General features: G+C 64.5%; 29 protein-coding genes and 2 pseudogenes. 13 read left to right on the forward strand and 18 right to left on the reverse strand.

The window, feature by feature from the left end; translation table 11 throughout:
- Nucleotides 1-298: 298 nt before the first annotated feature.
- The 4 genes from MKK49_RS02495 to MKK49_RS02510 all read right to left on the reverse strand — a co-directional run bounded on the left by MKK49_RS02495 (nucleotide 299) and on the right by MKK49_RS02510 (nucleotide 2,227).
- Complete coding sequence (locus MKK49_RS02495; RefSeq protein WP_244026483.1) at nucleotides 299-1,255, reverse strand: IS630 family transposase; 957 nt, start codon at nucleotides 1,253-1,255, stop codon at nucleotides 299-301.
- Between the two features lie 264 nt (nucleotides 1,256-1,519).
- Complete coding sequence (locus MKK49_RS02500) at nucleotides 1,520-1,726, reverse strand: hypothetical protein (protein WP_244026484.1); 207 nt, start codon at nucleotides 1,724-1,726, stop codon at nucleotides 1,520-1,522.
- Nucleotides 1,719-2,036 carry a hypothetical protein gene (locus tag MKK49_RS02505; RefSeq protein WP_244026485.1) on the reverse strand — a complete coding sequence of 106 codons (318 nt, stop codon included), beginning with the start codon at nucleotides 2,034-2,036 and terminating at the stop codon, nucleotides 1,719-1,721. The genes MKK49_RS02500 and MKK49_RS02505 overlap by 8 nt, the downstream gene beginning before the upstream one ends.
- The gene (locus MKK49_RS02510) at nucleotides 2,033-2,227 is read right to left on the reverse strand and encodes a hypothetical protein (RefSeq protein ID WP_244026486.1); all 195 of its coding nucleotides are present in this window, start codon (nucleotides 2,225-2,227) and stop codon (nucleotides 2,033-2,035) included. The genes MKK49_RS02505 and MKK49_RS02510 overlap by 4 nt, the downstream gene beginning before the upstream one ends.
- 155 nt (nucleotides 2,228-2,382) lie before the next feature.
- Between MKK49_RS02510 and tnpA the strand changes: the two genes are divergently transcribed.
- From tnpA to MKK49_RS02525, 3 genes and pseudogenes are all read left to right on the forward strand, one after another.
- Nucleotides 2,383-2,769 (forward strand): IS66-like element accessory protein TnpA, encoded by a 387-nt coding sequence (gene tnpA, locus MKK49_RS02515; RefSeq protein WP_244026487.1) that lies wholly within the window; start codon nucleotides 2,383-2,385, stop codon nucleotides 2,767-2,769.
- A gap of 26 nt (nucleotides 2,770-2,795) precedes the next feature.
- Nucleotides 2,796-2,888 (forward strand): annotated as a pseudogene (gene tnpB / locus MKK49_RS02520) (IS66 family insertion sequence element accessory protein TnpB); the annotation flags it as partial.
- A gap of 60 nt (nucleotides 2,889-2,948) precedes the next feature.
- A pseudogene (locus MKK49_RS02525) lies at nucleotides 2,949-3,434 on the forward strand (transposase); the annotation flags it as partial.
- 223 nt (nucleotides 3,435-3,657) lie between these two features.
- Here MKK49_RS02525 and MKK49_RS02530 read toward each other — a convergent pair.
- The 4 genes from MKK49_RS02530 to MKK49_RS02545 all read right to left on the reverse strand — a co-directional run bounded on the left by MKK49_RS02530 (nucleotide 3,658) and on the right by MKK49_RS02545 (nucleotide 7,757).
- On the reverse strand, nucleotides 3,658-4,791 hold the full coding sequence (locus MKK49_RS02530; RefSeq protein WP_244026488.1) for an HD domain-containing phosphohydrolase: 1,134 nt from the start codon (nucleotides 4,789-4,791) through the stop codon (nucleotides 3,658-3,660).
- Nucleotides 4,792-4,888: 97 nt separating this feature from the next.
- Entirely contained in the window at nucleotides 4,889-5,080 is a 192-nt protein-coding gene (locus MKK49_RS02535) for a hypothetical protein (RefSeq protein ID WP_244026489.1), read from the reverse strand.
- 87 nt (nucleotides 5,081-5,167) lie between these two features.
- Nucleotides 5,168-6,853, reverse strand: coding sequence for a methyl-accepting chemotaxis protein (locus tag MKK49_RS02540; RefSeq protein WP_244026531.1), 1,686 nt, complete (start codon nucleotides 6,851-6,853; stop codon nucleotides 5,168-5,170).
- A 283-nt stretch (nucleotides 6,854-7,136) separates the two neighbouring features.
- Nucleotides 7,137-7,757 (reverse strand): PAS domain-containing protein, encoded by a 621-nt coding sequence (locus MKK49_RS02545; protein WP_244026490.1) that lies wholly within the window; start codon nucleotides 7,755-7,757, stop codon nucleotides 7,137-7,139.
- Between the two features lie 138 nt (nucleotides 7,758-7,895).
- On the opposite strand from MKK49_RS02545, the gene MKK49_RS02550 reads away from it, so the two are divergent.
- From MKK49_RS02550 to MKK49_RS02565, 4 genes are all read left to right on the forward strand, one after another.
- Nucleotides 7,896-8,495, forward strand: a complete 600-nt coding sequence (locus tag MKK49_RS02550; RefSeq protein WP_244026491.1) for a recombinase family protein — start codon at nucleotides 7,896-7,898, stop codon at nucleotides 8,493-8,495.
- A 5-nt stretch (nucleotides 8,496-8,500) separates the two neighbouring features.
- Complete coding sequence (locus MKK49_RS02555; RefSeq protein WP_244026492.1) at nucleotides 8,501-8,932, forward strand: hypothetical protein; 432 nt, start codon at nucleotides 8,501-8,503, stop codon at nucleotides 8,930-8,932.
- A gap of 334 nt (nucleotides 8,933-9,266) precedes the next feature.
- Nucleotides 9,267-9,923 carry a ParA family protein gene (locus tag MKK49_RS02560; RefSeq protein ID WP_244026493.1) on the forward strand — a complete coding sequence of 219 codons (657 nt, stop codon included), beginning with the start codon at nucleotides 9,267-9,269 and terminating at the stop codon, nucleotides 9,921-9,923.
- On the forward strand, nucleotides 9,920-10,255 hold the full coding sequence (locus tag MKK49_RS02565) for a ribbon-helix-helix domain-containing protein (protein WP_244026494.1): 336 nt from the start codon (nucleotides 9,920-9,922) through the stop codon (nucleotides 10,253-10,255). The genes MKK49_RS02560 and MKK49_RS02565 overlap by 4 nt, the downstream gene beginning before the upstream one ends.
- 186 nt (nucleotides 10,256-10,441) lie before the next feature.
- On the opposite strand, the gene MKK49_RS02570 is transcribed toward MKK49_RS02565, so the two are convergent.
- The 5 genes from MKK49_RS02570 to MKK49_RS02590 form a co-directional block, all read right to left on the reverse strand.
- The gene (locus MKK49_RS02570) at nucleotides 10,442-11,455 is read right to left on the reverse strand and encodes a DUF1376 domain-containing protein (RefSeq protein WP_244026495.1); all 1,014 of its coding nucleotides are present in this window, start codon (nucleotides 11,453-11,455) and stop codon (nucleotides 10,442-10,444) included.
- Nucleotides 11,452-12,933 carry a replicative DNA helicase gene (locus MKK49_RS02575; protein ID WP_244026496.1) on the reverse strand — a complete coding sequence of 494 codons (1,482 nt, stop codon included), beginning with the start codon at nucleotides 12,931-12,933 and terminating at the stop codon, nucleotides 11,452-11,454. Before MKK49_RS02575 ends, MKK49_RS02570 begins: the two co-directional genes overlap by 4 nt.
- Nucleotides 12,933-13,163 carry a PC4/YdbC family ssDNA-binding protein gene (locus MKK49_RS02580; RefSeq protein ID WP_244026497.1) on the reverse strand — a complete coding sequence of 77 codons (231 nt, stop codon included), beginning with the start codon at nucleotides 13,161-13,163 and terminating at the stop codon, nucleotides 12,933-12,935. Before MKK49_RS02580 ends, MKK49_RS02575 begins: the two co-directional genes overlap by 1 nt.
- Nucleotides 13,164-13,321: 158 nt before the next feature.
- On the reverse strand, nucleotides 13,322-13,594 hold the full coding sequence (locus tag MKK49_RS02585; protein WP_244026498.1) for a helix-turn-helix domain-containing protein: 273 nt from the start codon (nucleotides 13,592-13,594) through the stop codon (nucleotides 13,322-13,324).
- A gap of 247 nt (nucleotides 13,595-13,841) precedes the next feature.
- Nucleotides 13,842-14,456 carry a GIY-YIG nuclease family protein gene (locus tag MKK49_RS02590; RefSeq protein ID WP_244026499.1) on the reverse strand — a complete coding sequence of 205 codons (615 nt, stop codon included), beginning with the start codon at nucleotides 14,454-14,456 and terminating at the stop codon, nucleotides 13,842-13,844.
- 287 nt (nucleotides 14,457-14,743) lie between these two features.
- On the opposite strand from MKK49_RS02590, the gene MKK49_RS02595 reads away from it, so the two are divergent.
- From MKK49_RS02595 to MKK49_RS02620, 6 genes are all read left to right on the forward strand, one after another.
- Nucleotides 14,744-15,412: a hypothetical protein gene (locus MKK49_RS02595; protein WP_244026500.1), complete on the forward strand. Its 669-nt coding sequence runs from the start codon at nucleotides 14,744-14,746 to the stop codon at nucleotides 15,410-15,412.
- Nucleotides 15,413-15,423: 11 nt separating this feature from the next.
- Entirely contained in the window at nucleotides 15,424-15,936 is a 513-nt protein-coding gene (locus MKK49_RS02600) for a hypothetical protein (RefSeq protein WP_244026501.1), read from the forward strand.
- Between the two features lie 51 nt (nucleotides 15,937-15,987).
- Nucleotides 15,988-16,419, forward strand: a complete 432-nt coding sequence (locus tag MKK49_RS02605; RefSeq protein ID WP_244026502.1) for a hypothetical protein — start codon at nucleotides 15,988-15,990, stop codon at nucleotides 16,417-16,419.
- 410 nt (nucleotides 16,420-16,829) lie between these two features.
- Nucleotides 16,830-17,084 (forward strand): type II toxin-antitoxin system HicA family toxin, encoded by a 255-nt coding sequence (locus tag MKK49_RS02610; protein WP_244026503.1) that lies wholly within the window; start codon nucleotides 16,830-16,832, stop codon nucleotides 17,082-17,084.
- 35 nt (nucleotides 17,085-17,119) lie between these two features.
- A complete protein-coding gene (locus MKK49_RS02615) occupies nucleotides 17,120-17,464 on the forward strand; it encodes a type II toxin-antitoxin system HicB family antitoxin (protein WP_244026504.1) in 345 nt (114 codons plus the stop codon).
- A 408-nt stretch (nucleotides 17,465-17,872) separates the two neighbouring features.
- A complete protein-coding gene (locus tag MKK49_RS02620) occupies nucleotides 17,873-20,488 on the forward strand; it encodes an EAL domain-containing protein (protein WP_244026505.1) in 2,616 nt (871 codons plus the stop codon).
- 330 nt (nucleotides 20,489-20,818) lie between these two features.
- On the opposite strand, the gene MKK49_RS02625 is transcribed toward MKK49_RS02620, so the two are convergent.
- The 5 genes from MKK49_RS02625 to MKK49_RS02645 all read right to left on the reverse strand — a co-directional run bounded on the left by MKK49_RS02625 (nucleotide 20,819) and on the right by MKK49_RS02645 (nucleotide 26,177).
- Nucleotides 20,819-21,862: a site-specific integrase gene (locus MKK49_RS02625; RefSeq protein ID WP_244026506.1), complete on the reverse strand. Its 1,044-nt coding sequence runs from the start codon at nucleotides 21,860-21,862 to the stop codon at nucleotides 20,819-20,821.
- 119 nt (nucleotides 21,863-21,981) lie between these two features.
- Entirely contained in the window at nucleotides 21,982-22,464 is a 483-nt protein-coding gene (locus MKK49_RS02630; RefSeq protein ID WP_244026507.1) for a hypothetical protein, read from the reverse strand.
- Complete coding sequence (locus MKK49_RS02635) at nucleotides 22,430-22,654, reverse strand: hypothetical protein (protein WP_244026508.1); 225 nt, start codon at nucleotides 22,652-22,654, stop codon at nucleotides 22,430-22,432. Before MKK49_RS02635 ends, MKK49_RS02630 begins: the two co-directional genes overlap by 35 nt.
- The gene (locus MKK49_RS02640; protein ID WP_313899143.1) at nucleotides 22,651-23,154 is read right to left on the reverse strand and encodes a DUF5681 domain-containing protein; all 504 of its coding nucleotides are present in this window, start codon (nucleotides 23,152-23,154) and stop codon (nucleotides 22,651-22,653) included. Before MKK49_RS02640 ends, MKK49_RS02635 begins: the two co-directional genes overlap by 4 nt.
- A gap of 233 nt (nucleotides 23,155-23,387) precedes the next feature.
- Nucleotides 23,388-26,177, reverse strand: coding sequence for a hypothetical protein (locus MKK49_RS02645; protein ID WP_244026509.1), 2,790 nt, complete (start codon nucleotides 26,175-26,177; stop codon nucleotides 23,388-23,390).
- Nucleotides 26,178-26,415: the final 238 nt, after the last annotated feature.

Genomic DNA, 26,415 nt, shown 5'->3' on the forward strand with positions numbered 1-26,415 from the left:
ACCAACTGCCATGCCGCGGGCCGCGGCGGTCCCTGCCGCCGCTGCGACGCCCAGGCCATCGCTCAGCGCGCCGTTGAACTGCGTCAGCGCATCATGGCGAACAAAGCCGAAGGCCGCCCCCTCTATGCGCCGCGCAGTACCGAACGAGGAACCGGACCGAGCAACTGATGTCGTTCGAACCGTCCTGTTGGGTGAGGTGACCTGAACGCAGAACGACGGGACTTTCGCCCCGCCGTCTTCTTGTCATCAGATCGCCCCAACATGAAGAGGCGTGCAACCAGCCTAGAGCATCGTCCATTTAATCGGACGCATAGTTTTTGGCTTTGAGATAGTTCCAGCACTCTTGAGGATCGAACAGGTCGCAGATGTCTCCGATGGCGCGCCAGAGGGCGTCGAAGGTGCGCGCCTTGGCCTTTCTGAGGTGTGCCTTGAGCTTGGCGAAGGCTTCCTCGATCGGGTTGAGGTCGGGGGAGTAGGGCGGCAGGAACAGGAACCAGGCGCCCCGCTCCTTGAGGCAGGCGGCGGCCCTTGGGCTTTTGTGGACGGCGAGATTGTCGAGGATGACGACGTCGCCCTTGTTCAGGGTCGGGGCGAGTTGGGTCTCGATGTAGAGATCGAACGCGGCCCGGTTCATGGCCTTGTCGACGACCCAGGGTGCGGTCAGGCCATGGCAGCGCAGGCCGGCGATGAAGGTCTGCGTGCCCCAGTGGCCGAAGGGCGCCGTGGCGGGCAGTCGGGTTCCCTTGCGGCTGCGACCGCGCAGGCGGGTCATCTTGGTGGTGACGCTGGTCTCGTCGAGGAAGACGAGGCGGTGACAGGCCACCCGCATCAGCGGCTGACGCTGCGCCTTCCAGACCCGGCGGTCCTCACGCACGTCGGCGCGTTCTTGCTCGGCCGCCATCAGGGCTTTTTTATATGTGAAGCCCTGTCGGCAGAGGAACCGCGACAGCATCGCGGGCGTGGCGCTGACGGCGTGGGCGACCAGAAGCCGCTCGGCCAGTTCCGGCATCGTGATATCCGGGCTCGCCTCGACCGTCGCGATGAGGAACCCTGCCACGGGCACCAGCTTGCCGCTGCCCGTTGGTCGACCCTGCCGCGCCGGCGCCGCAGACCCGGTCCGAGCGTGGCGCCGTAGAAGCTTGATCGCGCAACTGGCGCTCACCGCAAACTGCCGTGCGGCCGCCCGTCGCGATCCCCCGGCCTCGACGAACCGGGCCATCCGCTCGCGCAGGTCCAAGGAGTAGCACGCCCCCATGATACACCTCCGCCCAGGAGGGAATCACCCAGGCCCGCAGAGCGCAACCCACGAGTCCGATTTCATGGACGATGCTCTAACTTCGAACTTGGGCCACCGAATGGGGGTAGGACAAATCCACAAACAAATAGCTTATAATAAAAATGAACTTACTAGAGTAATAATTGATTTTTTTGATGGCGAATTTCTAAAATAGTTTGAGTTTTATGACGAGGCTTGTCGTGCGGTGCGGTGACCTAGGCCTCGTCGTAATATGCCGTTGGGTCAGTGCTTTGATTGGCCCATGCCGAAGCCCTCTTCCATCACCAGCTTCAACGCCTCGGCAAACTCATGCTTGGTTAGGTTCGGGAAATGCTCGGCGGTGTGATCGTAGAGAATATCAAATATCTCGGCGGGCGGTGTATTCGGGGGCGGCGGGGACCAAGGGGCCAGCGTAAGAAACACCACGATCGCGTCGATACGGTCAGCCATAGGATCGCTCCTTATCAACCTGCAACTCGGCGCAGGCACGCTTAGCCGCCACCTTGAGGGCGCGCCGAACGTCGGGGTCCGTCAGGGTGATGCGCGATCCGGTCTGACTGCACCGGGGCATGAATACCCTCATGCCGGACCCAGGCATAAAGATGAGGCGCACGCCCTGTATCTCGAACGGTCCGACCCGGCACGAGAAGACCAGCACCGTTGTCCCATCGCCCGGTGCCGGGTCTGCCGATGTAGGCAACCGGGCATCATAGACTTCGACCCGATCCACACTCGGAATGGTCATGGGCTCGTCAATCATCGGGTAGCGGCGCTCCGGTCTAGGTCATCATCAAACCATCCCGCGAGCTCAATGTCACATACGCGTTCAATGTCGTCGCCGGGCTGAAAAGCAAAGGTCACTCTGGCGCCGTCCGCGCGCCGAATCACGGTCATCAGGTTATCGAAGCCGGGCTTGACGATGTCGAAGGCTACGGCCTCATCCTCGGTCATCCTTGGTACCTAATCGTCGAAAGGTAAGAGGTGTTCCGACCCCATCTTCTATGAGACGACCTGACCGGTCAGTTTGACGATCCGCTTGAAAGGATCGTTTTGTGTCTGGACTTGACCGTAGACTTGAGCCGGAGGGGACCGTCCGGCGCTTTGAGGTGATCGACGGCGCGGCCGGCCGCAGGCGCTGGAGCCCTGACGACCGAGCGCGGATCCTGGAGGAGACGTTCGTGCCAGGCGCGGTGGTGTCGGCGGTGGCCCGCCGCCACGGGCTGACCCCGCAGCAGCTGTTCACGTGGCGACGCGAGGCACGCCAGGCAGCCGCCGCGCTGCCGGCCTTCGTGCCGGCAGTGGTCGCACCCGAGCCCGTGGAGATGGTGCCCGCCTGTGCGGAACCACAGCGTCAGCGCACCAAACGATCCTCATCGCGCCGCCGCGCGGTGGGAATCGAGGTGGAGGCGGGCGGCGTCACCGTACGGATCGGCGACGGCGCCTCGCCCGCCACCATCGCGGCGGTGATCGGCGCGCTGAAGGGCGGCGCATGATCGGGCCGACGGGCGCGATGCGCGTCATGGTGGCGACGAAGCCGGTGGACTTCCGCAAGGGCGCAGAGGGCTTGGCGGCGCTGGTGCGCGAGAGCCTGGGCGCCGATCCGTTCAGCGAGGCGGTCTATGTCTTCCGCGCGCGACGCGCCGACCGGGTCAAGCTCGTCTACTTCGACGGTATCGCTGAACTCTACCGGATCAAGGGCGAGATCCGCGGGCGTTCACACGACGCGCGGCGGGTCGTGCATCAGGACCGTAGCCAGCCGGTCGTGGTGGCGCTGGAGCCGTGGCTCACCGCCAAGCTCGGGCTGATCAGCCAGAAGAGCAAGCTTGCTGAGGCGATCCGCTACGCGCTCAGTCGCTGGGCCGGCCTGTCCCGCTTCCTCGATGACGGTCGTGTCGAGATTGACAACAACACGGTCGAGCGGGTGATCCGGTCGCTGGCCCTGACGCGCAAGAACACGCTGTTTGCCGGCTCGGACGGCGGAGCCGGGCATTGGGCAGTCGTCGCTTCGCTGGTCGAGACATGCAAGCTGAACGGGGTCGAGCCGCAGGCCTACCTGACCGAGGTCATCGCCCGCGTCGTCACCGGCCACCCGCAAAGCGGCCTCGACGACCTGCTGCCCTGGGCCTACGCCCCGCAGCACCTCAAGGTCGTGGCCTGAGAACGACGCTTACGTCGAAAGCTCAACGGTCGATCGGCGAACGCGCCTTCCGTGCGTCGGCCTTGCGCTCGGCATGCCAAGCCTTAAGCGGACCTTCCGAGGGTCGGCAAGGATTCGATAGCAACTTAGATGATATGTCGGGTATCCAATCGAATTCCCAACAAGCTTTGGTTGCGCTAACGAAGATAACTCAGGCTATGGCGATCTTGGTATCGGTGATTGCTCAATATACAGATTGCAAAATTCTGCATTCGTCGTGCACTTCCCGCAGGAGCTCTGGTACACGCGCCCAGGGCTCCGTTGTGCGCCCGAAGACGGTCTCACGCCTTGCCACCGCAATGGTGCTGACGGCAACGATATCGGTCCAGCGCGCGACAAAGGCTGCAATGCAATTCGGATCGAAATGTTGCGCGCTCTCCGACTGAAGACAGCGCAAGGCCTCCTCCCGCGTCATTGCCTCCTTGTAGGGGCGAACGGTCGTGAGTGCGTCGAACACGTCGGCCACAGCGACGATCCGGGCTGAGAGCGGAATATCTGCACCCGCAAGGCCACTGGGATAGCCGCTGCCATCCCACTTCTCGTGGTGGGCGTCCGCAATCTCAGCTGCGAGTTGGATCAACTCCGAGGCACTGTCCCCCAGGATACGCCGGCCGACCTCGGTATGCGTGCGCACCACCGCGAACTCTTCCGCCGTCAAGGATCCCTTCTTGAGCAGGATGCCATCCGGCACGGCGACTTTGCCGACGTCGTGCAGGGGCGCCGCGAGGTAGAGGCGGCGGCACATCTCCGGAGGGAGACCGAGAGCCTCGGCAATGATCTGGCTGTAACGTGCCACCCGCCAGGTGTGATCACCGGTGTCGTTGTCCCGGTACTCCACGGCGAGTGCGAGGCGGAAGATGATTTCCTCCTCGCGTTCACGCAGATGGCGTACCGCCGTCTCGACCTCACCCGCCAACCAGGCCGCCTGATCGTCAAGTCGACGCACGGCGGCGGCGAGCTTGATCTGGTTGCGCAAGCGGACGCTCAGCTCGATGCCCTTCGTCCGTTTATCGAGGAAGTCCGATGCACCGGCTTCGAGAGCGGCCAGCCTGACGGCGTCGCATACGTCACTGGTAATCATGACGATCGGCACCTGCGCGTAGTGCGGAATGTCGCGCATGCGCTGGACGAAGGTGGTGCCATCCATGTCCGGCATGTGGTGGTCGACCAGGATGAGGTCGAAGGCTCGCATCTGCGCCTCGACGAGCGCGCTGCCCGGGCTGGTCAGCGTGGTGACATTCACCCCATGCTCCTGTTCAAGGATCTTACGCAGCCGCAGCAGCATGGTCGGGCTGTCGTCAACGAGAAGTGCGTCCATGGCTCAGCTCCTCCAGGCCTTCGATAGGCAGAGGCCTAGTGTGGGTTGTCGGATGACGCTGCGTGCTGTCGGCTGATGAGGTCCAACTGCTCATGTCTCAGGATCGGTAGGTGCTCGCGACGGCAGCAAGCTGTCCGATGGCTTGGGCGAAGCGATCGAGTTCTACACGCATGTCCGGATCAAACGGGAAGGCTTCTGCCGCGCGTTGCATCTCCCGGCTCAACTGCGCCAAGTTCAGCCCGACGGCACGGATGTGGTGGCCACGTGGGCCGAGATCCTGGCCGTCCAACAAAGCTCTGGTGAGAGTCTGAACGAGCCGACGCGTGTCGAGCGGGCTCGTCTCGTGGTTGAGGATATGGACCCCTGCCTCAGACATTTATGCCGCTCGAACCGTTGCGAGGAAACGGCCAACCTCGGCGGAGAGATACTCGGACTGACGTGAGAGTTCGGAGGCTGCCCCGAGCACCTGGGTTGCCGCAGCACCCGTCTCCTCGGCCGCCTGTGCCACTCCGGAGATGTTGGAGGTCACTTCGCCCGTGCCCATTGCTGCCTGGGACACGTTCCGCACGATCTCCTGCGTCGCCGCCCCCTGCTCCTCGACCGCCGCCGCGATGGAAGCGGACACGCCGCTAATTTCCTGGATGCGGCTTGTGATGTTGCTGATCGCTTGCACGGCCTGATCCGTCGAACCCTGGATACGTCCGATTTGGCCCGAGATTTCTTGAGTGGCTCGGGCCGTCTGGTTGGCAAGCTCTTTCACCTCGGCCGCAACCACAGCAAAACCGCGTCCTGCTTCACCAGCCCGAGCCGCCTCGATGGTGGCGTTGAGCGCCAGGAGGTTGGTCTGGCCGGCAATGGTGGAAATCATCGTCACGACATCGCCGATCTTGATCACGGCTTCGCTGAGATCCTGCACGAGATCGGCTGTCTGCGCGGCTTCAGCAACCGCGACCTGTGCGAGGCTGGCCGATCCATCCACCTGACGGCCGATCTCCTGTACTGACGAGCCCAGCTCCTCTGCGGCCGCAGCGACCGTGCCGACGTTGGAGGCCGCTTCCTCCGCAGCAGCGGCAACAGTCGTGGACTGGCTCGCGGTCTGCGTGGCCGTTGCCGTCATGGTCTGGGCTGTCGCCTGCAGCTCGGTCGCCGAGGAGGAGACCATGCCGATGATGCCTCCAACCGCATTCTCGAAGCTATTGGCCAGCTCGCGCATCGCCATCTTCCGCTGCTCCTCGGCCGAAGCACGGGCGAGCGCCGTCTCCTCCTCCAGAGCGCGGGTGCGGATGAGGTTGTCCTTGAACACCTGCACGGCAGCGGCCATTGCGCCGATCTCGTCCTGCCGCTCACGATAGGGGACTTCGGACTGTGCGTCGCCGGCTGCCAGAACGCCCATGGCCGCAGTCATCCGAGTAATCGGACGCGCGATGCGCAAGGAGCTGAATATCATCGCGCAGAGTGCCGCAACGACGGCGATGGCCACGGCAACGTAGGACGCAAACGCTGCAGCAGCGGCATCGCTTACGCTCGCATCCGCATCAAGCTGCGCTCCCTGTTCGTTGAGGTCGACATCCTGCGCGAGCGCCTCACTCATATCGGTGTAGAGCTTCAGGGTCTCGGGATGAGCGAGCTCAGCGAGGGCATCCTGCTGCCGACCCGCCTCCATCTGGCCGAGCATGTGCCGGCTGGTCTGCTGGTAGGCGTCCCAGAGCTTGGAGAACCGCTCGTAGAGCGCACGCTCCTCGGGCGAGGAGATCATCGGCTCGTAGCGCTTACGGACCTGCGCCATGCTGTCCAGTGCAGCCTCGTACTGTTGCCGGTGGGTGGTAAGCTTTTGAGCGTCGGTTGAGGTCGTCACCAGCCGATACTGCTTGATGCGAACCTCGGCTGCCTTGGCACGGATCTGGTTGACGACGACAACGGACGGCAACCAGTTTTTAGCAACTTCAGTGATGCTAGCCCGGATGCCGCCAAGCTTCCAAACTGTAAGACTACCCTGGACCGCTGCGACGAAAGCAAGCAGACAGAACAAGGCAGTCAGCGTTGATTTGAGGGAAAGCGTCAGACGAGGTGAGGCAGCGGCGGAAAGGGACATGAGGCAAATTCCAGGTCGAGCAGGACCAGGTCCATGAGCAGATTAAGAGACGTATGTCTCGCTGCGCAGAGGGATGCATCCTTGCAAAAGCAAAGTTGAAGGAAAGCCTTCGGCAAGGGTCCGTCTAACGCAGACTCCATTCGCTTTAGGTGCGTTAACGTACAGAAAAAATAGTTAATATAAAATTTATTGCAAAATAGGATGGAGTTCAAAAATCACATAAAATAACAATTTTTTCTGAAATTTATAGAATTCACGTCATTTGATCAGTTTCATTTGAGTGAAACACGTTCATTGACCGCAGCGCGTCCGTTAATAAGGCGTTACTAACGTGCGCTGGGACGTAGCGTCCCGCTCTGCTCAATGCGGGACGCCCAAGGCGCCTCACCACCTCACGCTCGAAAGCAATGAAGTGCTCGACTTTGCCGCTCGCGCTTAAAAGCGGTCGGCAGTCGATCTCGACCCGGTACCGGGTGCCATCAGGGCGATAGTTCGAAAGGAAACCATGGAAAGGCTTGTTTGCTGCAAGAGCCTGATGGAACGCGTCCAGTGTTGCACGACGTGTTTCGCGTCCTTGCATAAAGCGAGGCGTAAGTCCGACGATCGTTGTGCAATCCCGCCCCGTCAGCGCGCCAAATGCCGGATTGGCATAGAGGATCGTGGGGCCCGGTGATTCAAGGACTGTGTCCGTAATGACGACAGCGACAGGGGTGTCGTCCGCGAACGCCCGTATGAACTCAATGATCGTCATGTGCGATACATGTCTACCCGTATCCAGCGCATCAACATGCAGCATAAGCCCACGGTAACCCTGCTCCTGAATGCGCGTTCCGATCGATCTTGCGTGAAGAGAAATCCAGAAAATGTTCGACATCGTTTGAACGAAAAACGATCGTTTTCCCGACGCTGGCGTACGGCAGGCTCCGAACCAATCAAAACGGCCGAGTTCATGTCGGGAAAATATGACTGGTTTTCTATTGCGGATTAAACGCGGTTGAATCACTATCCCGACATGCTCGTTGGATATGCCCGCGTCTCCACCCTCGACCAGAACCTCGACCTTCAGCGTGACGCGCTGACGAAGGCTGGCTGCGATCGCCTGTTCGAGGAGAAGAAGTCCGGCAAAGCCGGGACCAAGCGCCCTGAGTTCGAAGCAGCCCTCGCCTACCTTCGCCCGACCGACGTGCTCGTCGTGTGGAAGCTCGACCGGCTCGGCCGCTCCCTCGTCGAGATGATGCGCACCATCGACAGCCTGCGCACGAAGGAAATCCATTTCCGGAGCCTGACAGAGCAATTCGACTCCGACACCGCCCATGGCCGCTTCGCCCTGCAAATGCACGGCGCCATGGCCGAGTACTTCCTCGACCTCAACCGTGAGCGCACGATGGAGGGGCTCAAGGCGGCGCTGGCTCGGGGACGCAAGGGCGGCCGGCCGAAGAAGCTCACGGAGGCCGACATCGAAGTGGGGCGGGCCCTACTCCAGTCGGGTACGATCTCGATCGCGGCCATCGCGAAGCGCCTCGGGGTGAGCCGAGACACCTTCTACAGCTACTTCCCGCAGGCCCGGGCCCGCAGTCAGGCGGCTGTCGCGGCAGCAGCTCGGGACGCTTGAGATCGATGCCGATCCGGCGTGAGCATCGCTACTTCTACCCCATCGACTGGCCGCAACTTTCTGCCGTGATCCGCTTTCGTCGGGCCGGGGGCGCCTGCGAAGGCTGTGGCCGACCGCATGGTCGAACGATCTATCACCTCGGCGATGGCCGCTGGTGGGACGCGACCACCGGTTCATGGCGTGATGGAGCCGGCCACGCCGTTCGGACCCTGCCGAGCTTCGAGGAACTCGGACGTCTGCGTCCGACCAGGGTGGTGCTGGCGACCGCGCATCGCAATCACGACACCACCAACAACGCCGGCAGCAACCTCATGGCGTTCTGTCAGCGCTGCCACATGAACCACGACCGCCCCGAGCACCAGCGTCGCCGGTGGCGGACGCTGTTTCGACGGAAAGCCTCCGGCGACCTGTTTCGAGGGCCGTACCCGCGATCCTGATATCCGGTCGCTTTCGTCCATCGTTGAGAGCGTAGCGATGATAGAGGGACGTGGGTCGATCGGGTATCTCGCTCGCCCTCACCACCACCTGTCCTGATCTCACGACCGCCAGCGGCTGTCCTTGCTTCCAAGCTGTGAACACGTCCCGCATGGCCCTGCCGATGTGTCAACACGCTGACAGTGAAACGCGTTGTCATGTTTGAGTGTCAATTTATTGCGGTGGTGGCTTGTAAACGTGTTGCTGCGATGCTGTGTCAGCCCGTCAGCCCGTCAGCCCGTCAGCCCGTCAGCCCGTCAGCCCGTCAGCCCGTCAGCCCGTCAGGAAGCCAACACGATGAAAACCCTCGCCCTCGTCTCCCAGAAGGGAGGAGCCGGTAAGACGACACTGGCCCTTCATCTAGCAGTGGCCGCGCATCGCGCTGGGCTTCAGGTCGCCATCGCCGACCTCGACCCGCAGTCCTCGGCGTGGAAGTGGAGCGAGCGCCGCAGGGAGCATCCCGAGGCGGTCGTGACCTCGGCCGAGCAACTCAACCACCTGCAGGCTCAGGCATCAGCCGGCGGGCTCGACCTCCTCATCATCGATTCGGCGCCCCACGCCGACCGCCCGGCCCTCGTGGCGTGCAAGGCGGCCGACCTAGTGCTCATCCCCTGCCGCGCCTCAATCCTCGACATCGACGCGATCGGCCAGACCCACGACCTGACGACGATCGCCCGCAAGCCCTCGTGGGTGGTGTTCAACGCCTGCAACACCTCAACCGAATTCGACCTTGAGGAGGCGCGGGGTGGCCTGCAGGAACGCGGCATACCGGTCTATCCGCGCGCCATCTACCAACGCGTCTCGTTCTCCCGCGGCTTCATCCCCGGCAAGACAGCCGTCGAGATTGAACCGGGCGGTCGGGCGGCAACCGAAGTCCAAGACCTCTTTAAGTGGGTTGCGGCCGAGATCGGCATCGAGATCCCCGCGCCCTCCAGCGACATCGAGGCAGCATGAGCCCCACCCCCCGCTTCAGCCTCCGCGCTGCCGTCACCGACAGCGTATCTACTGGACGCCGCGACGAGCCGCCTGCGGCCATCGAGCCGGAGCCGGCGCCCGGCCCGAGCGAGCCTCCTGCCAAGCGCGCGACGCGCGGCATGTCCGGCACCAAGCGTCCAGCCTCTCGCGAGGGTGCGCGGGGCATCACGGTATGGGTCGAGCCCGAGGTCTATCGAATGATTAAGCTCATCGGCCTCGACGCCGACATGACCACCCAGGACGTGATGATGGAGGCGATCAACGACCTCCTCGCCAAGAGGGGAAAGGGACGGATCACGAAAACGCGCTGACGAACTGACAATGCATCGTGGTGACGTGTTGACATCTTCAGGGGAGGGCCGGCTGTAGCGGGGCCTCTCCACCCGGCTCGCTGTATTCTGGCTGTATTATCAGCCGTAAGGCCTGCGGAGCTGGTCCCGGGTCCCGCAGCCCACCCGGCGGCACCGGACAGATGCCATGCGCCGCCGAGTAAGCTTCTAAGCCGCGATCTTGCGTTCTTCCGGCAGAGGCGTCGCCGTATGCCGGATCCCGAACTCACCAAGGATATGGGCCGGCACGTTCGTCCGCGGATGATCGGGCGGTTCACACCGCTTCCAGGGCCACTGTCCGCAGTTTCTTTTCCACCGGACCACCCGCTCGCGCCAAGCATTGTCCGTGATGGCGAGCAACTGCGTCGTGTCCTCAGGCACGTCGCCAACTGGGGCGGCGACATAATCGAGCCAGCGGTTCTGATGCAGCCAGGCATCGGCATTTTGGACGAACTTGCCCCCGGTATTACCGAGACGCGTCTGTTCGGCGGCGTACGCCCTCGCACCAGCCTCGATCTCGCGGGGTGACGCGCCGCGCTTGATGACCTCGGCATAGCGCTTCCGGGCCTGCGTCGTCGGGAATGTGGTGCTCCGCTTGGGGTATGCGGCACGAAATCGCTCAAATCCCTCGTCCGTCCCCTTGGGGACTATAGGGGTATCTTCTCTCCTCTTATCTCCTCTAGCATGCACTGTTGAAGCAATTGCTTCAATCGAATCGTTATTTGTCAATGAGTTAGACGGGATCACTTGGGGTTCACTCGACCCGCACTCGGGGGTCACTCGGGGTTCACTCGACCCGCACTCGGGGGTCACTCGCTGGTCACCCCCCCTTTCGGTAGCCGCACCCCGGCGCGCCCGGCCGTTTTCTCCGCCCGCCCCACGCCTGACTTCCGACAGGCGCGCGCGCGCTGCGAGCTCAATCTCGACTCGACGGTTCGTGAGCATTCCACCATCCGTGCGCTGGATCTTGCCGGCCTTCACCAGTTGCGCGACGAGGGCGACCGCCTTGACGTTGCCGCAGCCTAAAATGCCTTTTAGTAGGCGCGTAGACTCCGGGATCGGACCCTGCACGTTGTACATCGCGTGGCATAGCCGGAGGTAGGCCCCTTGCTGCTCAAGGGTCAGGTCTACCGTCCCAATGTCCCAGGCGCGGTACTCCATCTTGTAGAATTCGCCCTTCACGATGCCATCTCCGCTAGAATGTTGCAGGCGATATCGCAGAAGCACTCGATGCGGATCGTGGGACCCGATCGCTGCTTGAGGATGCCGATTTCCAGCACGTCGAGTTGCCGGGCGAGTCGATCTTCCTCCTCATCGCTGCGATCTGGCTTGTTTTCGAGGTAGTAGGCTTCCCGGTACAGGCCGAGAACCACATCGGCGTCTTGCTCGATGGAGCCGCTGTCGCGCAGGTCCGATAGGAGCGGGCGCTTCTCCTCGCGGTGTTCCACGCTTCGATTGAGTTGGCAGAGGCCGACGACCGGCACGCCAAGCTCTTTGGCGAGCCCTTTCAGTCCGGCCGAGATCTCCGTCATCTCCTGCACCCTGTTCCCGCTATACCGGGTCGAAGGCTTCACCAGGCCGATGTGGTCGACGATGATGGCCGCGAGCGAGATCCCCTGTCGTTCAGCCTTCGCCTTCATCTGGCGGGCCCGCGCCGCGATCTGCGAGAGGGTCAGGCTCGGTTGCTGTTCGATCCAAATGGGGACCTTCGCAGCCTCGTACCGTGCCTCGTACAGACGCCTGAGATCGTCATCGGACAGGTCCCGAGCCTGCGCGATGGCCCGATAGCTGATCTGGACGGACTGCCGACTGTCGTACGCCATCGCTGAGAGCACGCGTTCCGCAAGCTCCACGTCGTCCATTTCCAGGGAGAAGAAGCCGACCGCTCCGGAGCGCCGTGCGGCCGAGAGCCCGATGTGAAGGGCGGTCGCCGTCTTGCCCATGCCGGGCCGGCCGGCAAGGACGATGAACTGAGGCGCACGCATGCCCAGCGTGGCCCGATCAAGGGAGGGAATCCCATAGAGGGTCCCCCGCTCGTTCTCTCCACGGCGCAAGCGCTCCACCTTGTCCATCGCACGGGCCGCGCTGTGGCCCAGCGTTGACCGCCTTGCCGTCTCGACCAGCCCAGCGCTCGCGACTGCGTCGAGGGCTTCGATCATCTCGGCTGCGTAGCTCGACGGACTGGCGATGTAGTCGACCGAGCCGCGCTCCACGCCCCCGAGCGAGATTTCGAGAACGCGCCGGGTCTGCGCCGCCTCTGCGATGGAGCGGGCATAGCCTGGGGCGCCGACCACGGTTGTCGCCTCGCGCATCAGCCGAGCGAGGTACCCGCCGATGGTGAGGCCGCCGAGGTCCGCCTTGCCCAGGACAGCCTTCATCAACCCGAGGTCGATGGTTTGTCCGGCATCCCGACGCTCGCACATCACCCGGAAGACATGGCGGTGCACGTCCTCGAGGAAGTCCTCGGGCTGCACATGGCTGCGAGCGCGGTCGAGGGCCTCCGGGTTCTGTAGGATCGCGCCGAGCAGGGCCTGCTCCACATCAATTGCGGCTTGGGCGCCTGGCGTGGGAGCGGGGTGCTGGCTCGCGCCACCCTGAGGATTGAGCCGGTTCAAATGGACCACGTTCTCGCGGGAGGCGGGTTGATTGGGATGATCCATCAGCGTGACGCCTCTCTCTGGGCAATCTGCAGCGCCTCGATCAGGCGCGTGAGTTGCGTGTGAGGGATGCAGATGCCGTTCTTGGTCGGACGCGGCTCGTCGTGCGCGTGGTGCGACACGGCGAAGACCCTCATGTCGACCATGGCGAAGCCGCCACGCTCGATGAGCCCGACTCTGATCTCCTCCAAGTTGTTCTTGTGGATGGTGGCGACAGTGCGCGAAGCGATCATCGTTCAGACCTCCCGTTGGGGGCGGGGGCTATCGCTCTGGCCGGGGCCGTCGTGCTATTCTCGATGCCGTAGCCCGCTGGGACGCAAGGCTTCACACCGAGCCCGACGATCATCGCGCCCTCACGCGATGATCGTCGGGCTTCTCTGTGTTTGGTCACTCAAACCGCCGCGTGCCGGGAGCCAGCATCGTTCGCCGCACGGCGCTTCCGAGGGCCCATTTTGCGCGCAGTCGTGGTCCGACGTCGCCCGGCGAGCCAAGCGTCGAGATCAGCGATCCTGTATTCGATCTTGCGGCCGATCTGGTAGAAAACGGGGCCATCCCCGTCTTCGGAGCACCGCATGTTCGATAGGTAGCTCGTCGAGACGCCAAGGCGTTTCGCGGCATCGGCCGGCGAAATTCTTTGAATCGCAGTGATCGTCTGATCGCTCATTTGTATCTCCGTGTGTGCTGCTTGTTGGCGGCGTGACACGGGGAACATTGCGTGAACTATCGATCCGCGCAACGCGGCAAAGGCCGAAAATCAGCAAAATGCCTGGATGTGCACCACGGCGATTGGACGATTCCTGAAGTATAAATCCTCTTTTGCCCCTTTCGGTTAGCTGCCTTCCGCACCCTAACTCTCAGTAGTGGTTTGGGTGAGCTCGGGAAGCACTCGCGTCTCTGCCAATGTGGGCGCTTTACCCCTCCAGGGACTTCCTCTCGCGAAACCGAATACCGGCTCCCCCTCCGTTCTCGGGGATGAACTCCAGGCCGGCCGCTTCGAAGGCGCCGCACATCGCCCGTTTGTTGTTGTCGTGGGGCTCACGGGCGCCTCTCTCGAAATCTGTGATGGTCCGATCCGATAGGCCACACTCCTTTGCGAGGTCGCTTCGGCTCCAATCCAACATGGCCCGGCCGGCCCGGCACTGCTCTTTGGTCAGCATCTGATCTGAAGTTGGGGGCGGTCCTCTGACTTGGGCCGGCTCGCGGCTTTGCACCTCTCTGATTGCCGCTTGAACTGCAGTCAGCGCATCTTCCACTGAAACATGGAACCACTCGCCGTGCGCGTGTGCTGCCGCCAGTAAGGTATGAGCAGCGCGCTCCACGGCGATGGCATGAATGCTTGCATCTATCATCTCGACGTGTGCGAGGCGGAGGGGGAACGGCGTTCCGGTGCGTAGGACTCTCAGGCGTTTCGCCGGATCCACGGCAACACCGATCTTCACCGGACCACCCTCAGCCTGAATTACGTAAACGCTAGGTCTCGGTGGGAGGTGGTGGTTCGTAGCAGATGCAGGCGCGGTGTTGGTCATTGGTAAATTTCACCCCAAGCCGCTCAAGGGCGACCCTCAGTTTCTCGGATGTATCGAGGCGTAAGCCGCCCTGCTCAGTCTCAAAGCGGCTGATGGTGTAGGGCGCGACCCCAGCAAGCTCGGCGATCTCCCGAACCCCCAAGCGCACCGCGGCACGAGCCATTCGTAACTGCGCAGGCGTCATACTGTACCCCGTACCAAAAAACCTACACAGGGTGTTGACACCGGTCTAGTCCCTGTCCTAAGTAATTAGCACACGGTGCAGTATATGCAAACCGGAGTGCCAAATGACCGCCATCGCAATCGTCCCGTCGAATGCCCTGGTCGCCGCGTTCCCCGGCGTCCGCCGCCCCGGCATCAGCATCCGCGTGCACGAGGCCCGCGCCCGCCGCGCCGCCGCCAAGGCCGCCAAGGCCGCCGAGCCCGCCCCGGCCGCCACCGCCTACCGTCCCCGTGTCGTCGTCACCACCAACGGCAAGTTCGCATCGGTGACCGGCCGCCCGGCTGGCGGCGGCGTGCCGCGCACCTACCAGTTCGCCATGGTCGCCGCCGCCGACCGCCGCCGCTACGCCGCCCGCCCGGTGGTTCTCGTCGCCATGCGGGCCGAGACCATCGTCGCCGTTGAGGCGTTCGAGGCCGAGGACGGCGCTCGGCTGGCCGCATGGTTCGACCGCGCCGCCATCGCCGCCGACATCCGCTTGGCCGCCCACACCGCCGCCACGACCCGCGCCGCGCGCGCCGCGATCGTCGCGGACCTGTCCGTTGCCGCGCCGCGCACCCACCGCGCCCTCGTCGTCGACGGCCGGTTCGACCGCGCGGCCGTCATGACCGCCGCGGTGACCGTTGCCCGCGCCCACCGCGCCCGCAAGGGCGGCACCTGGGCCGCCGCCATGTCGATCGCCCTGTGCGCCGTCTGGGCTGGCGCCAAGGCCGACCGTCTCGCCACCGCGCATTGAGGATCACACCGATGACCTTCCTGCCCCATGCCGACCAGGTCGTGTCCGAGACGGCCGTGACCCTAGGACTGTCCTTGCACGCGGCCCCGGAAGTGGCGCCGGCCTCGGTCCACGTGGCGATCATGCGCCACCGCGCAGCCTTCGATGCCTACCAGTCCGCCCCCGAGGGCGCGGCAGCGATGGTCGCCAACGACGATTACGACGCCGCGACGGAGGCGCTGGTCTCGACCGCGTGCGGCTCCCATGCCGGCGCGCTCGCCCTCTTGTCGCACCTGCGGTGTTGGCTCGCTGAGGAGGCAGAGTTCTCGGCCGGCCACCAACCCGGCTACCGCCTTGCCGAGACGCGCGTCGCGGACCTGGCGCTTCTCCTTAACGGGGGGATGCGGCCGGCCGGGTGTGCCCCCAGCGCTCGCCGCGCCGCCATCAGGCCCCGCAATCGCCTGCCGCAGATCGGCGAGGCCCTAGCGGCCCTCCTCGTCGTCGCGGGCGGGATGCTCGCGGTCGGTATCGCCACCCTCGTCTAACCCACCCCATCGGATTGCGGGCGTGATCCGCCCAACCATAGGAGAACCCCCATGCGCAGGCCGTCCGCCAGCCCTCTGCCGAGCCTCGACACCACCCCACCCCTGCGGGAACGGGCGGCGGTTCTCAAAGACCGTGCGCAACGGGTGGTCCGGAATAACGATGACTCGGCGCTGCCGGCGCCCGGATCTGAGGATGCTCGGGCGCGGTTCCGGGTCGCCTGCGATGAGGTGGACCGCGTCATGCGCGCGGTCTCTGCCGCTTGCGACTCAAGTCTCAGGCTCGCGGACGGCACGCTCTGGACCCGTCATGGTCTAGAGGCGGCCCTGACGTCGGGCGAGATCTCGGTGGGGGAGTATGCCCGCCTGTATCCCCTCGCGGCGGACTGCGAGGCGCGGATTGATGCGGCTGCGCGCGCCACCAATCTGCATGTGCTGCACGCGCTGGCGTTCACCGATCCGACGGGCCCCGGCATCCAGGCATGAGGCGGCGGTGACCATGGCTACCATCCACACCTTCACCCCGAGGCATCGCGTTCCGTCTGAGGCCCTTGTGGCGCGATCCAGCGTCGAAGGCGCCTTGGCCTACGCCCTCGATACCGTCGACCACCTGATTGCAGTCCTGGACAGCATGGATGGCAAACGAAACCCGGGCGATCGACGAGGGGCTGGGCTTGATCTGCCGCCCACGGAGGCGCCCTCACGGATCGTAAGGCTCTGCCAAGCCGGCCGTACCCGTGAGCCGGAACACGATCGGTAGAGCACTCTCGACCACGCATGGAGCGGCGAGTCGGGAATGATGGGCCTGCCGTGCGAAGTCACGCCGGCTGATATTTGCCGGTTCGTGCAATCATAAAGTGATTGCACGTCGACACGTGTCGGCCCATATTGCTTGCATGAACAGCAAGCACACCCGTACCCTGACGGTCGTGTTCACCGACCCGGTGTCGCCGTCGATTGCGTGGCAGGATGTCGAGGGCCTGTTGGTCGCGGCCGGCTGCAACGTGATCGAGGGCGCGGGGTCGCGTGTGCGGTTCGAGAAAGGCGGGGTGATCGCCATGTTTCACCGCCCGCATCCACGCAAGGAGGCCAAGCCGTATCAGGTGCGGGATGCACGAGAGTTTCTGAGGTCGATTGGGGTGACACCCTGAACGACCGTCCGGGGGGGCACACGGGAGACGACACCATGAATAGCACGATGAAGTACAAGGGCTTTCAGGCCCGGATCGAATTCAGCGCCGAGGACGAGGCGTTCGTCGGCCACATCGCTGGCATCAACGACGTCGTCGGCTTCCACGCCGAGACGGTGCCCGACCTCAAGGCCGCGTTCGAGGAGGCAGTCGATGATTATGTCGAGACCTGTGCCAAGGTGGGCAAGGCGCCCGAGCGTCCGTTCTCGGGCAACCTCATGATCCGCGTTGACCCCGCCGTGCACGCCGGAGCGTCCATCGCGGCGCAACTGTCCGGCAAAACGCTGAACCAGTGGGTGGAGGGGGTTCTACGCGCGGCGGCCGGGGCGCAGCCGGCATGATCATCCGTCGGTTCGACGGCTCTCGGTCCGCTTAGGGTGGTGAGCGGAACTCGGGCCGTCATCCGAAAGCGGACGTTCCGCGTTCGAGCCAACCTCGCCGAACTCGTACGTAGCCGTCGCAGCCGAAGCTCGGCAAGCCTGCAATCTGCGATTGCTTTGCGCGAAAATCCACCAACGCTCCGCGGCAACTCGCCGGACCATGGTGTGGTGACAGCCCAATGGCGGGACGATGCTGACAATTGAGCCGGTCTGCCCACTTCCAAAAAGCAGATAGAATTGTGGATACGACGCATGATCAAATGATCGGTTTTCATCGAATATCCTAAATATGATGTAGCGCAATATCCGCAAATTAAGCTTTGATAAAATATTGTGCCTGAGGCTCTCTAAAACCCGAAAACTTCAGGCATGCCGTCGATGATCGAGGTCGCCCCTGCATGCATCGTACCTGATGCATTTGCTGTCTCGGAGAAGTCTGCCTCCGACCCACCGCTCGACGCCGTCTGCCGGACGGCCGCCGCGCTCTTCGGTGTGCGCTACGCCTTCGTGTCGCGCCTCGACGAAACCCATCAGCGCTTCCTCGGACAGGATGGCCTGAACGTGTCCCAGACGCCCCGGGACGTCGCGTTCTGCGCGTACACGGTGCTGGGTGAGGCCTACGAGCCCCTGGTCGTGCTCGACACGCATCGCGACCGGCGCTTTGCCGCCAATCCCCTCGTCACGGGTGCGCCGTTCCTGCGCTTCTACGCGGGCATGCGGATCGCGCTTGCCGGCGGCATTCACGGGGCCACCGTCTGCATCGCCGACACGCTGCCCCGTGCGGGCTTCGGCAAGGCCGAACGGGAGCGCCTCACGGATCTGGCCCTGTTCGTCGAGGCAACCTTGCGCGGCCGCGCCGCCGAGATCGAAGCCGGCCGCGCACGGTACCAGGTCGCAGCCTCGGACAGCCTGCTGCGGACGACCCTGGAGAGCATGGACCAGGGCCTGCTCATGACCGACGCCGACGATCGCGTCCGGGTCTCCAACCGGCGCGTCGCGTCCCTGATGGGGGTGCCCGACACCCTGCTCTACGACGGCGCGCCGTTCGCGGCCGTTCGCGCCTATCAGGCGGCGCACGGAGAATTCGCCGATCTGCCCGACGATCTGCGGGGCTTTCTGGAAAAAGGCTGTCCGACAACGGAGAACTTCGACTACGAGCGCACGCGCCCGGACGGGACCGTCCTTCAGGTGTGCGCACGGCCCTCGCCCGGGGGCGGCGTCGTGCGGACCTTCACCGACGTCACGCAGCGCCGAAGCGCGGAAGGCGCCCTGCGGGCCAGCGAGACCCGCTACCGGCTCCTGGCCGAGAACGCCAACGACGTCATCGTGCTGGGCGATCTCGCGATGCGGCGCCACTACGTCTCGCCGGCCGTCCGCAGCGTCCTCGGCTACGAGCCGGAGGAACTCCTCGCGACGTCGGCAGCCGAGTTCTGCCATCCCGACGACGCGCAGGCCTTCACCGACCTCTGGAAGCAGGTGAAGACCGGGGCGGAGGGCCGGTTCATCACCTGCCTGCGCCATCGCCACAAGGCGGGGCATTACGTCTGGATCGAGGCGTCCATCCGCGTGGTGCGCGATGGGCCGGACCCGGGCCGGGCGATCTACGTGGCGGCCCTGCGCGACGTGACCGCGCGGCGCGAGGCCGAGGCGCAGGTCCGGCACATGGCCCTCCACGATGCCCTCACGGGCCTGCCCAACCGCACCCTGTTCCGCGACCGTCTCGAACAGGCCATTGCCCATGCGCGCCGGGTCCGGACCTGTTTCGCGGTGCTGGCGTGCGACCTCGACCGCTTCAAGGCCGTCAACGACAGCCTCGGCCATCCCGCCGGCGACGCCCTCCTGCGCGTCGTCGCCGCGCGGATGCGGGCGGTCCTGCGCCCGTACGACACCCTCGCGCGGTTCGGCGGCGACGAGTTCGCCATCGTGCTGACCTATCTCGACGCGGCCGGCGACGCCGGCGACCTCGCCGACCGGCTGATCGCGGCGGTGAGCGAGCCCATCGACCTCGATGGGCAGAGCGTCGAGGTTGGGGTCAGCATCGGGGTGACGGTGGCGACGGAGCGGGACCGCGATCCGGACGAGTTGTTCAAGCGCGCCGACATCGCCCTCTACGAGGCCAAGGCGGCGGGGCGCAACACCCATCGGGAGTTCGAGCCGAATGCAGGCGCGCGCATCGCCACGCGCGGGCAACTCGTCCTCGACATGAAGGAGGCGCTCCGGGCCCAAGAGTTCCATCTCGTCTACCAGCCCGTGGTCGATGCCGGGACGGGCGCCGTGGTGAGCTTCGAGGCGCTGCTGCGCTGGCGCCATCCGGCGCAGGGCGATGTGGCGCCGGGCGCGTTCATCCCGGTCGCCGAGGAGACGGGCCTGATCGTGCCGCTGGGCACCTGGGCGCTGCACGAGGCCTGCCGCGAGGCGGCCTCCTGGCCCGCGCACATCCGCGTGGCGGTGAACGTCTCCGTCGTGCAGCTGCGGCGCGCGGGGTTCGAGGCCACCGTGATGGCGGCCCTCGCGGACGCGGGGCTGCCGGCGGCCCGTCTTAAGCTGGAGGTGACCGAGAGCGTGCTGATGCAGGACGCGGAGGTCGTCATGGCCAGCCTGCACCGCCTGCGCGCCCTCGGCGTGCTGATCGCCCTCGACGATTTCGGCACGGGCTATTCCTCGCTGAGCTACCTGCGCCGCTTTCCCTTCGACAAGATCAAGATCGACCGGGCCTTCATCCGCGACATCGCCGATCCCGACGCGGCGGCGATCGTGCGGGCCGTCGTCGGCATCGGCGAGCGGCTGGGCATGGGCATCGTGGCCGAGGGCGTCGAGACGGCCGAGCAGCTCGACCTCGTCCGCCAGGAGGGCTGCACCCAGGTCCAGGGCTTCCTGTTCAGCCCCCCGCTGCCGCCGGACGCGGCACGGCGCTACATCGAACGGGTTGCCCAGCACCAGACGCCGCCATCCGGGCTCGCGCCCGCATCGGCCAAACAAGCCTGAGTGTCAGTGTTGCGGCAGCTTCGGTGAGGCGTCAGTCCTCGATTCGAAGCAGTCTATCCGCCATGTGATCGTCTACAGCAAGCGGAGCCAATGTAAGTTGGTCGGCTCGGCTCGGCTCGCGCGTTGACCGTCAGAAGGCCGAAAGGCTCAGGGCCGCTTATACGCGAGCTGTTGAGAGAGTCTGGATCGCCTGATGCTATCCGTTTAAGCGGACCAGCAGAAACTCACCCGACCCGGTCGTTGGGCTCGGTCTTGACAGCCCGGAAGCGGACCTTCCGAGGGTCGGAAAGGGGTCGACACCGGAAGGTTCGAGGTACTGGGTGCCAACCCTTAGAGGCCAGCGCTTCCTGCCGCATTCTGCCGGAATAGCTGTCCGGATCGAATGTACCCGGCGGTGGTATCGAACCGCTTATGGCGAAGCTGGCGCTGGATCGCGTGCCCCGGCGCATCGTTCGCCGCCGCGGATGTCGCGAGGCCCGAGCGCAGGGAGTGACCGGCGTAGGCGGCGGCCCGGCGCTCGGCCTGCCGGGGCGTGTCGCCCTCCGCCAGCGCCGCGGCGACGACGGCCCGCTTGACGATGCGGGCCACGGCGTGGCCGGTGATTGCGCCCTTGCCGAGAGTGCCGTGCCGGTTCACCGGCCGGAAGGCGGGTCCGGCTTTCAGGCGCGCGGCCTTGAGCCAAGCCCGGTAGTTCCGCACCGGACAGGTCTCGGGGTTCGACCCGTAGGGAACGCCGACCTCCGCGCCGGCGCCCTGCTGATCCGTCTTGGTCCGCCCGAGGTGGATGACGAGACCGTCGGGGCGCTCCTCGATCCACGAGACCCCATCTCGGCGCGTCACCTCGAGCGCGGCCAGTTCGGACCGGCGCAGCGCAGCGGCGAACCCCACCAGGATCAAGGCGCGGTCGCGCCGGCCGGCCAGCGTGTCGGGCAGGATCTCGACGGCGCGGCGAAGCTCGATTGTCATGAGCGGCCGCTTCTTCACGGCCGGTTGCCCATGCTCGCGTTGGATCCCGACCCACGCATCACGGAACCCGAGGCTGGCCGTGTCGAGGTCGTGTCCCGACGAGACGTGCCACTCCCGGATGGCGATGAGCCGCCGACGCAAGGTAGAGACCTTCAGGGCGCTGCCGGCATGGTCGATGAGGTAGGACAGCACCGTGGCGGGGCTTGCCGGGAACGGGCAGGCGCCCCGCGCTTCGCACCAGGTCGTGAAGGCCCGGACGTCGCCGGCGTAGGCCCGGCGGGTGTTGGCCGAGCGCGCAAGCGCGGCGTAACCCCGGGCCTGATCGGCGAATTCTTGGATCTCGGCCGAGGGGAGGTCCGAGGGCCGCGTCGCGACCGAATTCTCTAGGATTATGAGGTCGTTACCCATCGTCTCGCCTAAGGTCCGAGAACATCTCATTATCGGTCCTGAGACCGTCTCGCGGCACGCACCGCGCGAGCCCGAAACTGGTCCCGGGCGGGCATGGATTTGCCGTTGATGGATGGGCGCTAGGCCGCTTCCAACTCGTGGAGAGATTGGCGGATGGAGGGAGAGAGATAGCGGCCGGACGCCTCAAGCGCACGGCGGCAGACTTGGCCCATATCTTTAACGCTTGCAGTCTCGGCGGCTACGCCTTCGCCCTCAAGCAGGCCGGATACGACCTTCCACATTCGCTTGGCCATATCTGCCGGGTCCGTACTGAGGGCGACCTCCATCGCCGGGCGGTCCGCGTAGCCCAAGCCACGGGAGAACGCATTGCCGAAGCTGTCGGTTGGTCCATCCGGCCCGCTTGTGTGCCGGTAGTTTCCGGGGATGAGGGCGATCGTGTAAATGAGGGCATGCTGCACGGCGGGCGGGATGATTGCAGCTTTCGAGTTTTCGGCTGCGCGCCTCTCAAGATACAAAAGTCTGTCTCTAAGTTTTATCGTCATGCCCGCTTCGTAAATAGGGGTTAATTTATTGATTGCTTGGCGCAGCAGCGTCGTCGGCATGATCAATAAAGACAGCTATTATATATTGAGATCCGTTGGCTGCCTGTTCGCAATCGGCCAGGAAAGCCGCTTCATCAATGCAATCATCAGGTTGAAGAAACAATCTTATGCCTTCAGATGATTTATTATCGGCATAGGAAGACTGTAATTTCTTCAGCCGGCTGCGAAGGCTGTTACTCAACCCGCTCATTTGTTGACGTCCTTGCCCTGCGCCGCTTCGAGGTTGGCGATGCCCTCCGCCAGTTCGGTGGCCTCAAGGGCCCGGATGTGTGCGGTCACCAACTGGCCGAGCGATGCGGCCTCGCTTGGGGTGACATGCCCCCGCGCAACGGCGTCGAGGATCGCACCGGTGGCCTTGCTCAGATCGGCGGCGGTCTCGATGGGCGGCATGTCGAACAGGACGGGCCGATCCTTCCGGGCCGGCAGGATGCGCTCCATGCAGAGGCGAAGGGCTGGCCCGTCGCCGCCCAACGCGAGCTCGATCGCGCGCCGGCTGATCGTCTCAGCCTCGTTGTCGAAAAGGGCCTCAAGGGCGAGGAGCGCTTTGCTCCGCGCGCCCTTGGGTCGGCCGCGCGGGTTCCCGCTTCGGCCGGGTTTGAATGGTCTGCCCGACACGTCGAGCCTCCGTAGTTCTTGGCCTGGGCCACGGCGCTGGGAAGGCGGCGCGCCACGGATCCCCATGGCCGCCATGCGGCGTGTCACGGGGCATGTGATGGTGGTTCGAGGGGGGGCGGGGCTGCGCAGCGTTGGAGGGGGCGCGGGGTGGCGTCGTCAGCGGCGGAGCGGCGGCTGGGGCGCAGGCCGAGTCCGAGACACATAGGACGGGCGTGACGCCCATCGGATGGGTCTGGGGTGGTTGTGGCGAAAGGCCCGGCCACGCGTGAGCGCGACCGGGTCCGGTTCCATGGAACGAGCCGGGGGGCTTACGCCACGACTGGGTACCTCATGCCAACGGGGGTCTGAAGGGCGTTCGAGTCGTGCCCCGACGCCCGGTTGCGGGTGTCGTGCTGCGCAACGAACTGGTCCGATACGACCCGAGCCATCCGCCGCCCGTCGACGTTGAGGTTCGCCACCATCTGGACTGGCGGACCACTGTTGCTCCGGTAGACCACGCCGGACTGCTTGCCCGGTGCGGCGGGGCCAGCGGGGGCCGCTCCCGCGCCGCCGCCGGCCGGCGCAGGGCCGGACGCGCCAGCGGGGCCGGCCTTGGCACCGCCCCCCGCGGCAGACCCGGGCAGGCCCATGGAGCTTAACCCGCTGATCCGTGCCGCTAAGGTGGCCAGGGACCCACCCGCGCCGTCCGCAGCCGCTTTGACTGCATTGATGCCGCCCCTGGCCCCGTCGAGGCCTCCCGCAACCGCGCCGGCAGCCGTCTGGACGGCATTCAGACCCGCCGCCGTGGCCGTAAGGCCCGGCGCCGCCGCCCCGGCCGAACGAACGAATTCGGGCATTCCCGGCGCTCCGCCGCCGGGCGTCATAGGCGGCGGCATAAGTGGCATGGTCATGGTGCGGGCGCCGACTGCCGGGGGCGCCCCCCTGGTTCCCATAGATGGCGGTACGACGAGGCCGGGCAGGATTGGATCGGCTCCAAATGGCGAGCGTCGCGACCCCCCACGCCGAAAATCGCCACCCGAGCTCAATTTCTCCTTGAGCCAGTCCCCCCACGCCTGCTCCGGGATAGTCGGCATCACTTTGGCTCCCGGCGGCACCATACCCGGTAGCCCGCGCGTGAACCCGTATGCCCCCATGTTGGGCTTGAAGAACGGGCTCGCGCCGCCCTTACCGACATCCTCAGGCCGTCCGGAGCGCCCGACGCGGCCATAGTTGTTCCAGGCATCCTTGATGCCCAGTGCATCGCCAAACGCGCCCCAGGGTAGGGTGAGCGCGCTGATCGTCAGGGCGGCCACCGAACCGACGACCAGGGATGGCAACCCAACCGTACCCACGGCGGCGATCGTGAGGGCGGTGATGCCCGCCGCTGCGGCTCCGCCGACAAGGCCGGCGCCGGTCCCGAACACCGTGTGCGCAGCAACGGGGTGTTTTTCGAGGGTGTTGGCGATGCCGCCCAGTGCCGCATTGATCCGGTTCAGGTGCTCGACCATTCCCGGGATCGCAGGGCCGGAAACAGCGGCGCCAATCGCCGTAGTTTGCGCTACCGTTCCCTGCCCCGATGCGTAGGGATTGTCCCGGACGTATGCCGCAGAGTCACCGGAGGTGGCGTTATAACCTTTCGTATCTTTTTCAAGCTTAGATCGCTGTTGAGCTAAGGTGAAAAGAAGTCCATATGCGTTTTTGTCAGAAAATATCTTGCCAAGAACGCGAAGTAATTCCGTCTTATCGTCGGTGTTAACGCCGCCGGCTTTGAGCTTTGGAATAACAACGTGATATAACCAAAGATCTGGATCCTTTGCTCGATCATATTTCTGTCCGTCGGGGGCGACGTCAGAAAACTGGGCGCCGGGCTGGACCTTGGTCTTCTTCTTGTTCCAAGAAACCGTGTTCTTCTGTAGCAGGTCGTAATGGTATGCGTCGGTCAGTCCCGATACCATCATGCGTAGGCCGGCTATACCTTTTGCAGCAAAAGTGCCGAACTGTGTGCCGGCCTTCTGGCCAATCTCCTGGGTAAGTGCGGCGAAGGGGCCGAAACGGAACCGATCGCTGGTAACGTTCAGCATCTGGCCTGCGTTTTTCTGCGCGGTGAAATAATCGGTTGGATTTAGTTTATCACCATACCAGTACGATAAGCGTAGAAGCGAATTTGTGTGTTTCTTTACGCCCTCAGGTGTGATCTCGTTGGCGGTTTCGGCCGATTTTACGGCTGTGTAAATCTGGTTTACTGCCCCTTTTGATCCCTTGTTTCCCGTCTTCGCCTTCATGGCCGAGAACTCAGGTAGGAGGTCGGGCGCCTCGTGGATTGCCTGATCTATCGTGCCGAGAATACCGCGTAGATCGTTGATGTGTTCGAAAATCTCGATGGGCGACAAGTTCGGAAATTTCTGTGAGCCCTCATACGAGACCTGTTTGGCGTGTTCGATCTGCTCTGGCGTCGCGCCAGTCTGGCGCATGCCAAGCTCGATGTGTCGCATCTCGACGCCAGTCTTGATGACCTCCTCGCCGAAATGCACGCCACCTGTCACGCCTAGGGCGCCCGCGAGGTGGGAGCCCTCATGCTGCACATAGCCGTGCCGCCCGTGCCCCCCATGGGTTCGGCGAGCCGATTGAAGGCCACGTACCCGCTGCGTACCCGCACCACCGCCGCCGCCAGAACCGTGAGATGGGTTCGGGAGGCGCATACCAGACGCGGCGGAGTTCATACGGCGCATGGCGGCTGCGGCCGAATTGATCCGGCCGGCCCACGAGTCGATGGACCGCGAGACGCCCCGTGCGGCCGTCGCAACGCCCTGGGTCGTGCTGCGCATCGTACGCATCTCGGCGAGGGGCCGTGCCATGGCTGAGGCCCACGCGGCCATCTGTTTGTCCATACCACCCGCGGCCTTGAGGCTCGACATGGCCCTGCCGGTCTTGGCGATCTCCCGTTCGACAGAATGGGCTTCACGCCGGACGGACGCCATCTCTCGTGCGACACGTCCAAGCCCAGCTACGGTACGGTCGATCGGGCTAACCCAGTGCCGTACGGATTTCTCAACCGACTTGGCTTCCTTGTCGATTGTCTGCATATTCTTCAGGAGGGACTTGAGTTCGGGGGCAAGCATCCCGCACAATTCCATTGATACTTGGATACGGTAAACGTCCGCCATGCTAGTGCATGCCTGTAGTGTTGGAGTTGCGGTATGCGCACTCGCGTCGACGATACTGCCGACAATGGCGGCAGCTTGGTCCAGCGCGTTTTTCCGCGCGCTGGACGGGGTCGCGATGCGTTAGGAGACGGGCGCGTCTAGGTCATCGACAGGGTGGCGGTGGGCGCTGTCAGGCTTCCCGCTTACGCCAGCC

It is taken from the genome of Methylobacterium sp. J-090 (assembly GCF_022829345.1).
Taxonomy (GTDB): Bacteria; Pseudomonadota; Alphaproteobacteria; order Rhizobiales; family Beijerinckiaceae; genus Methylobacterium.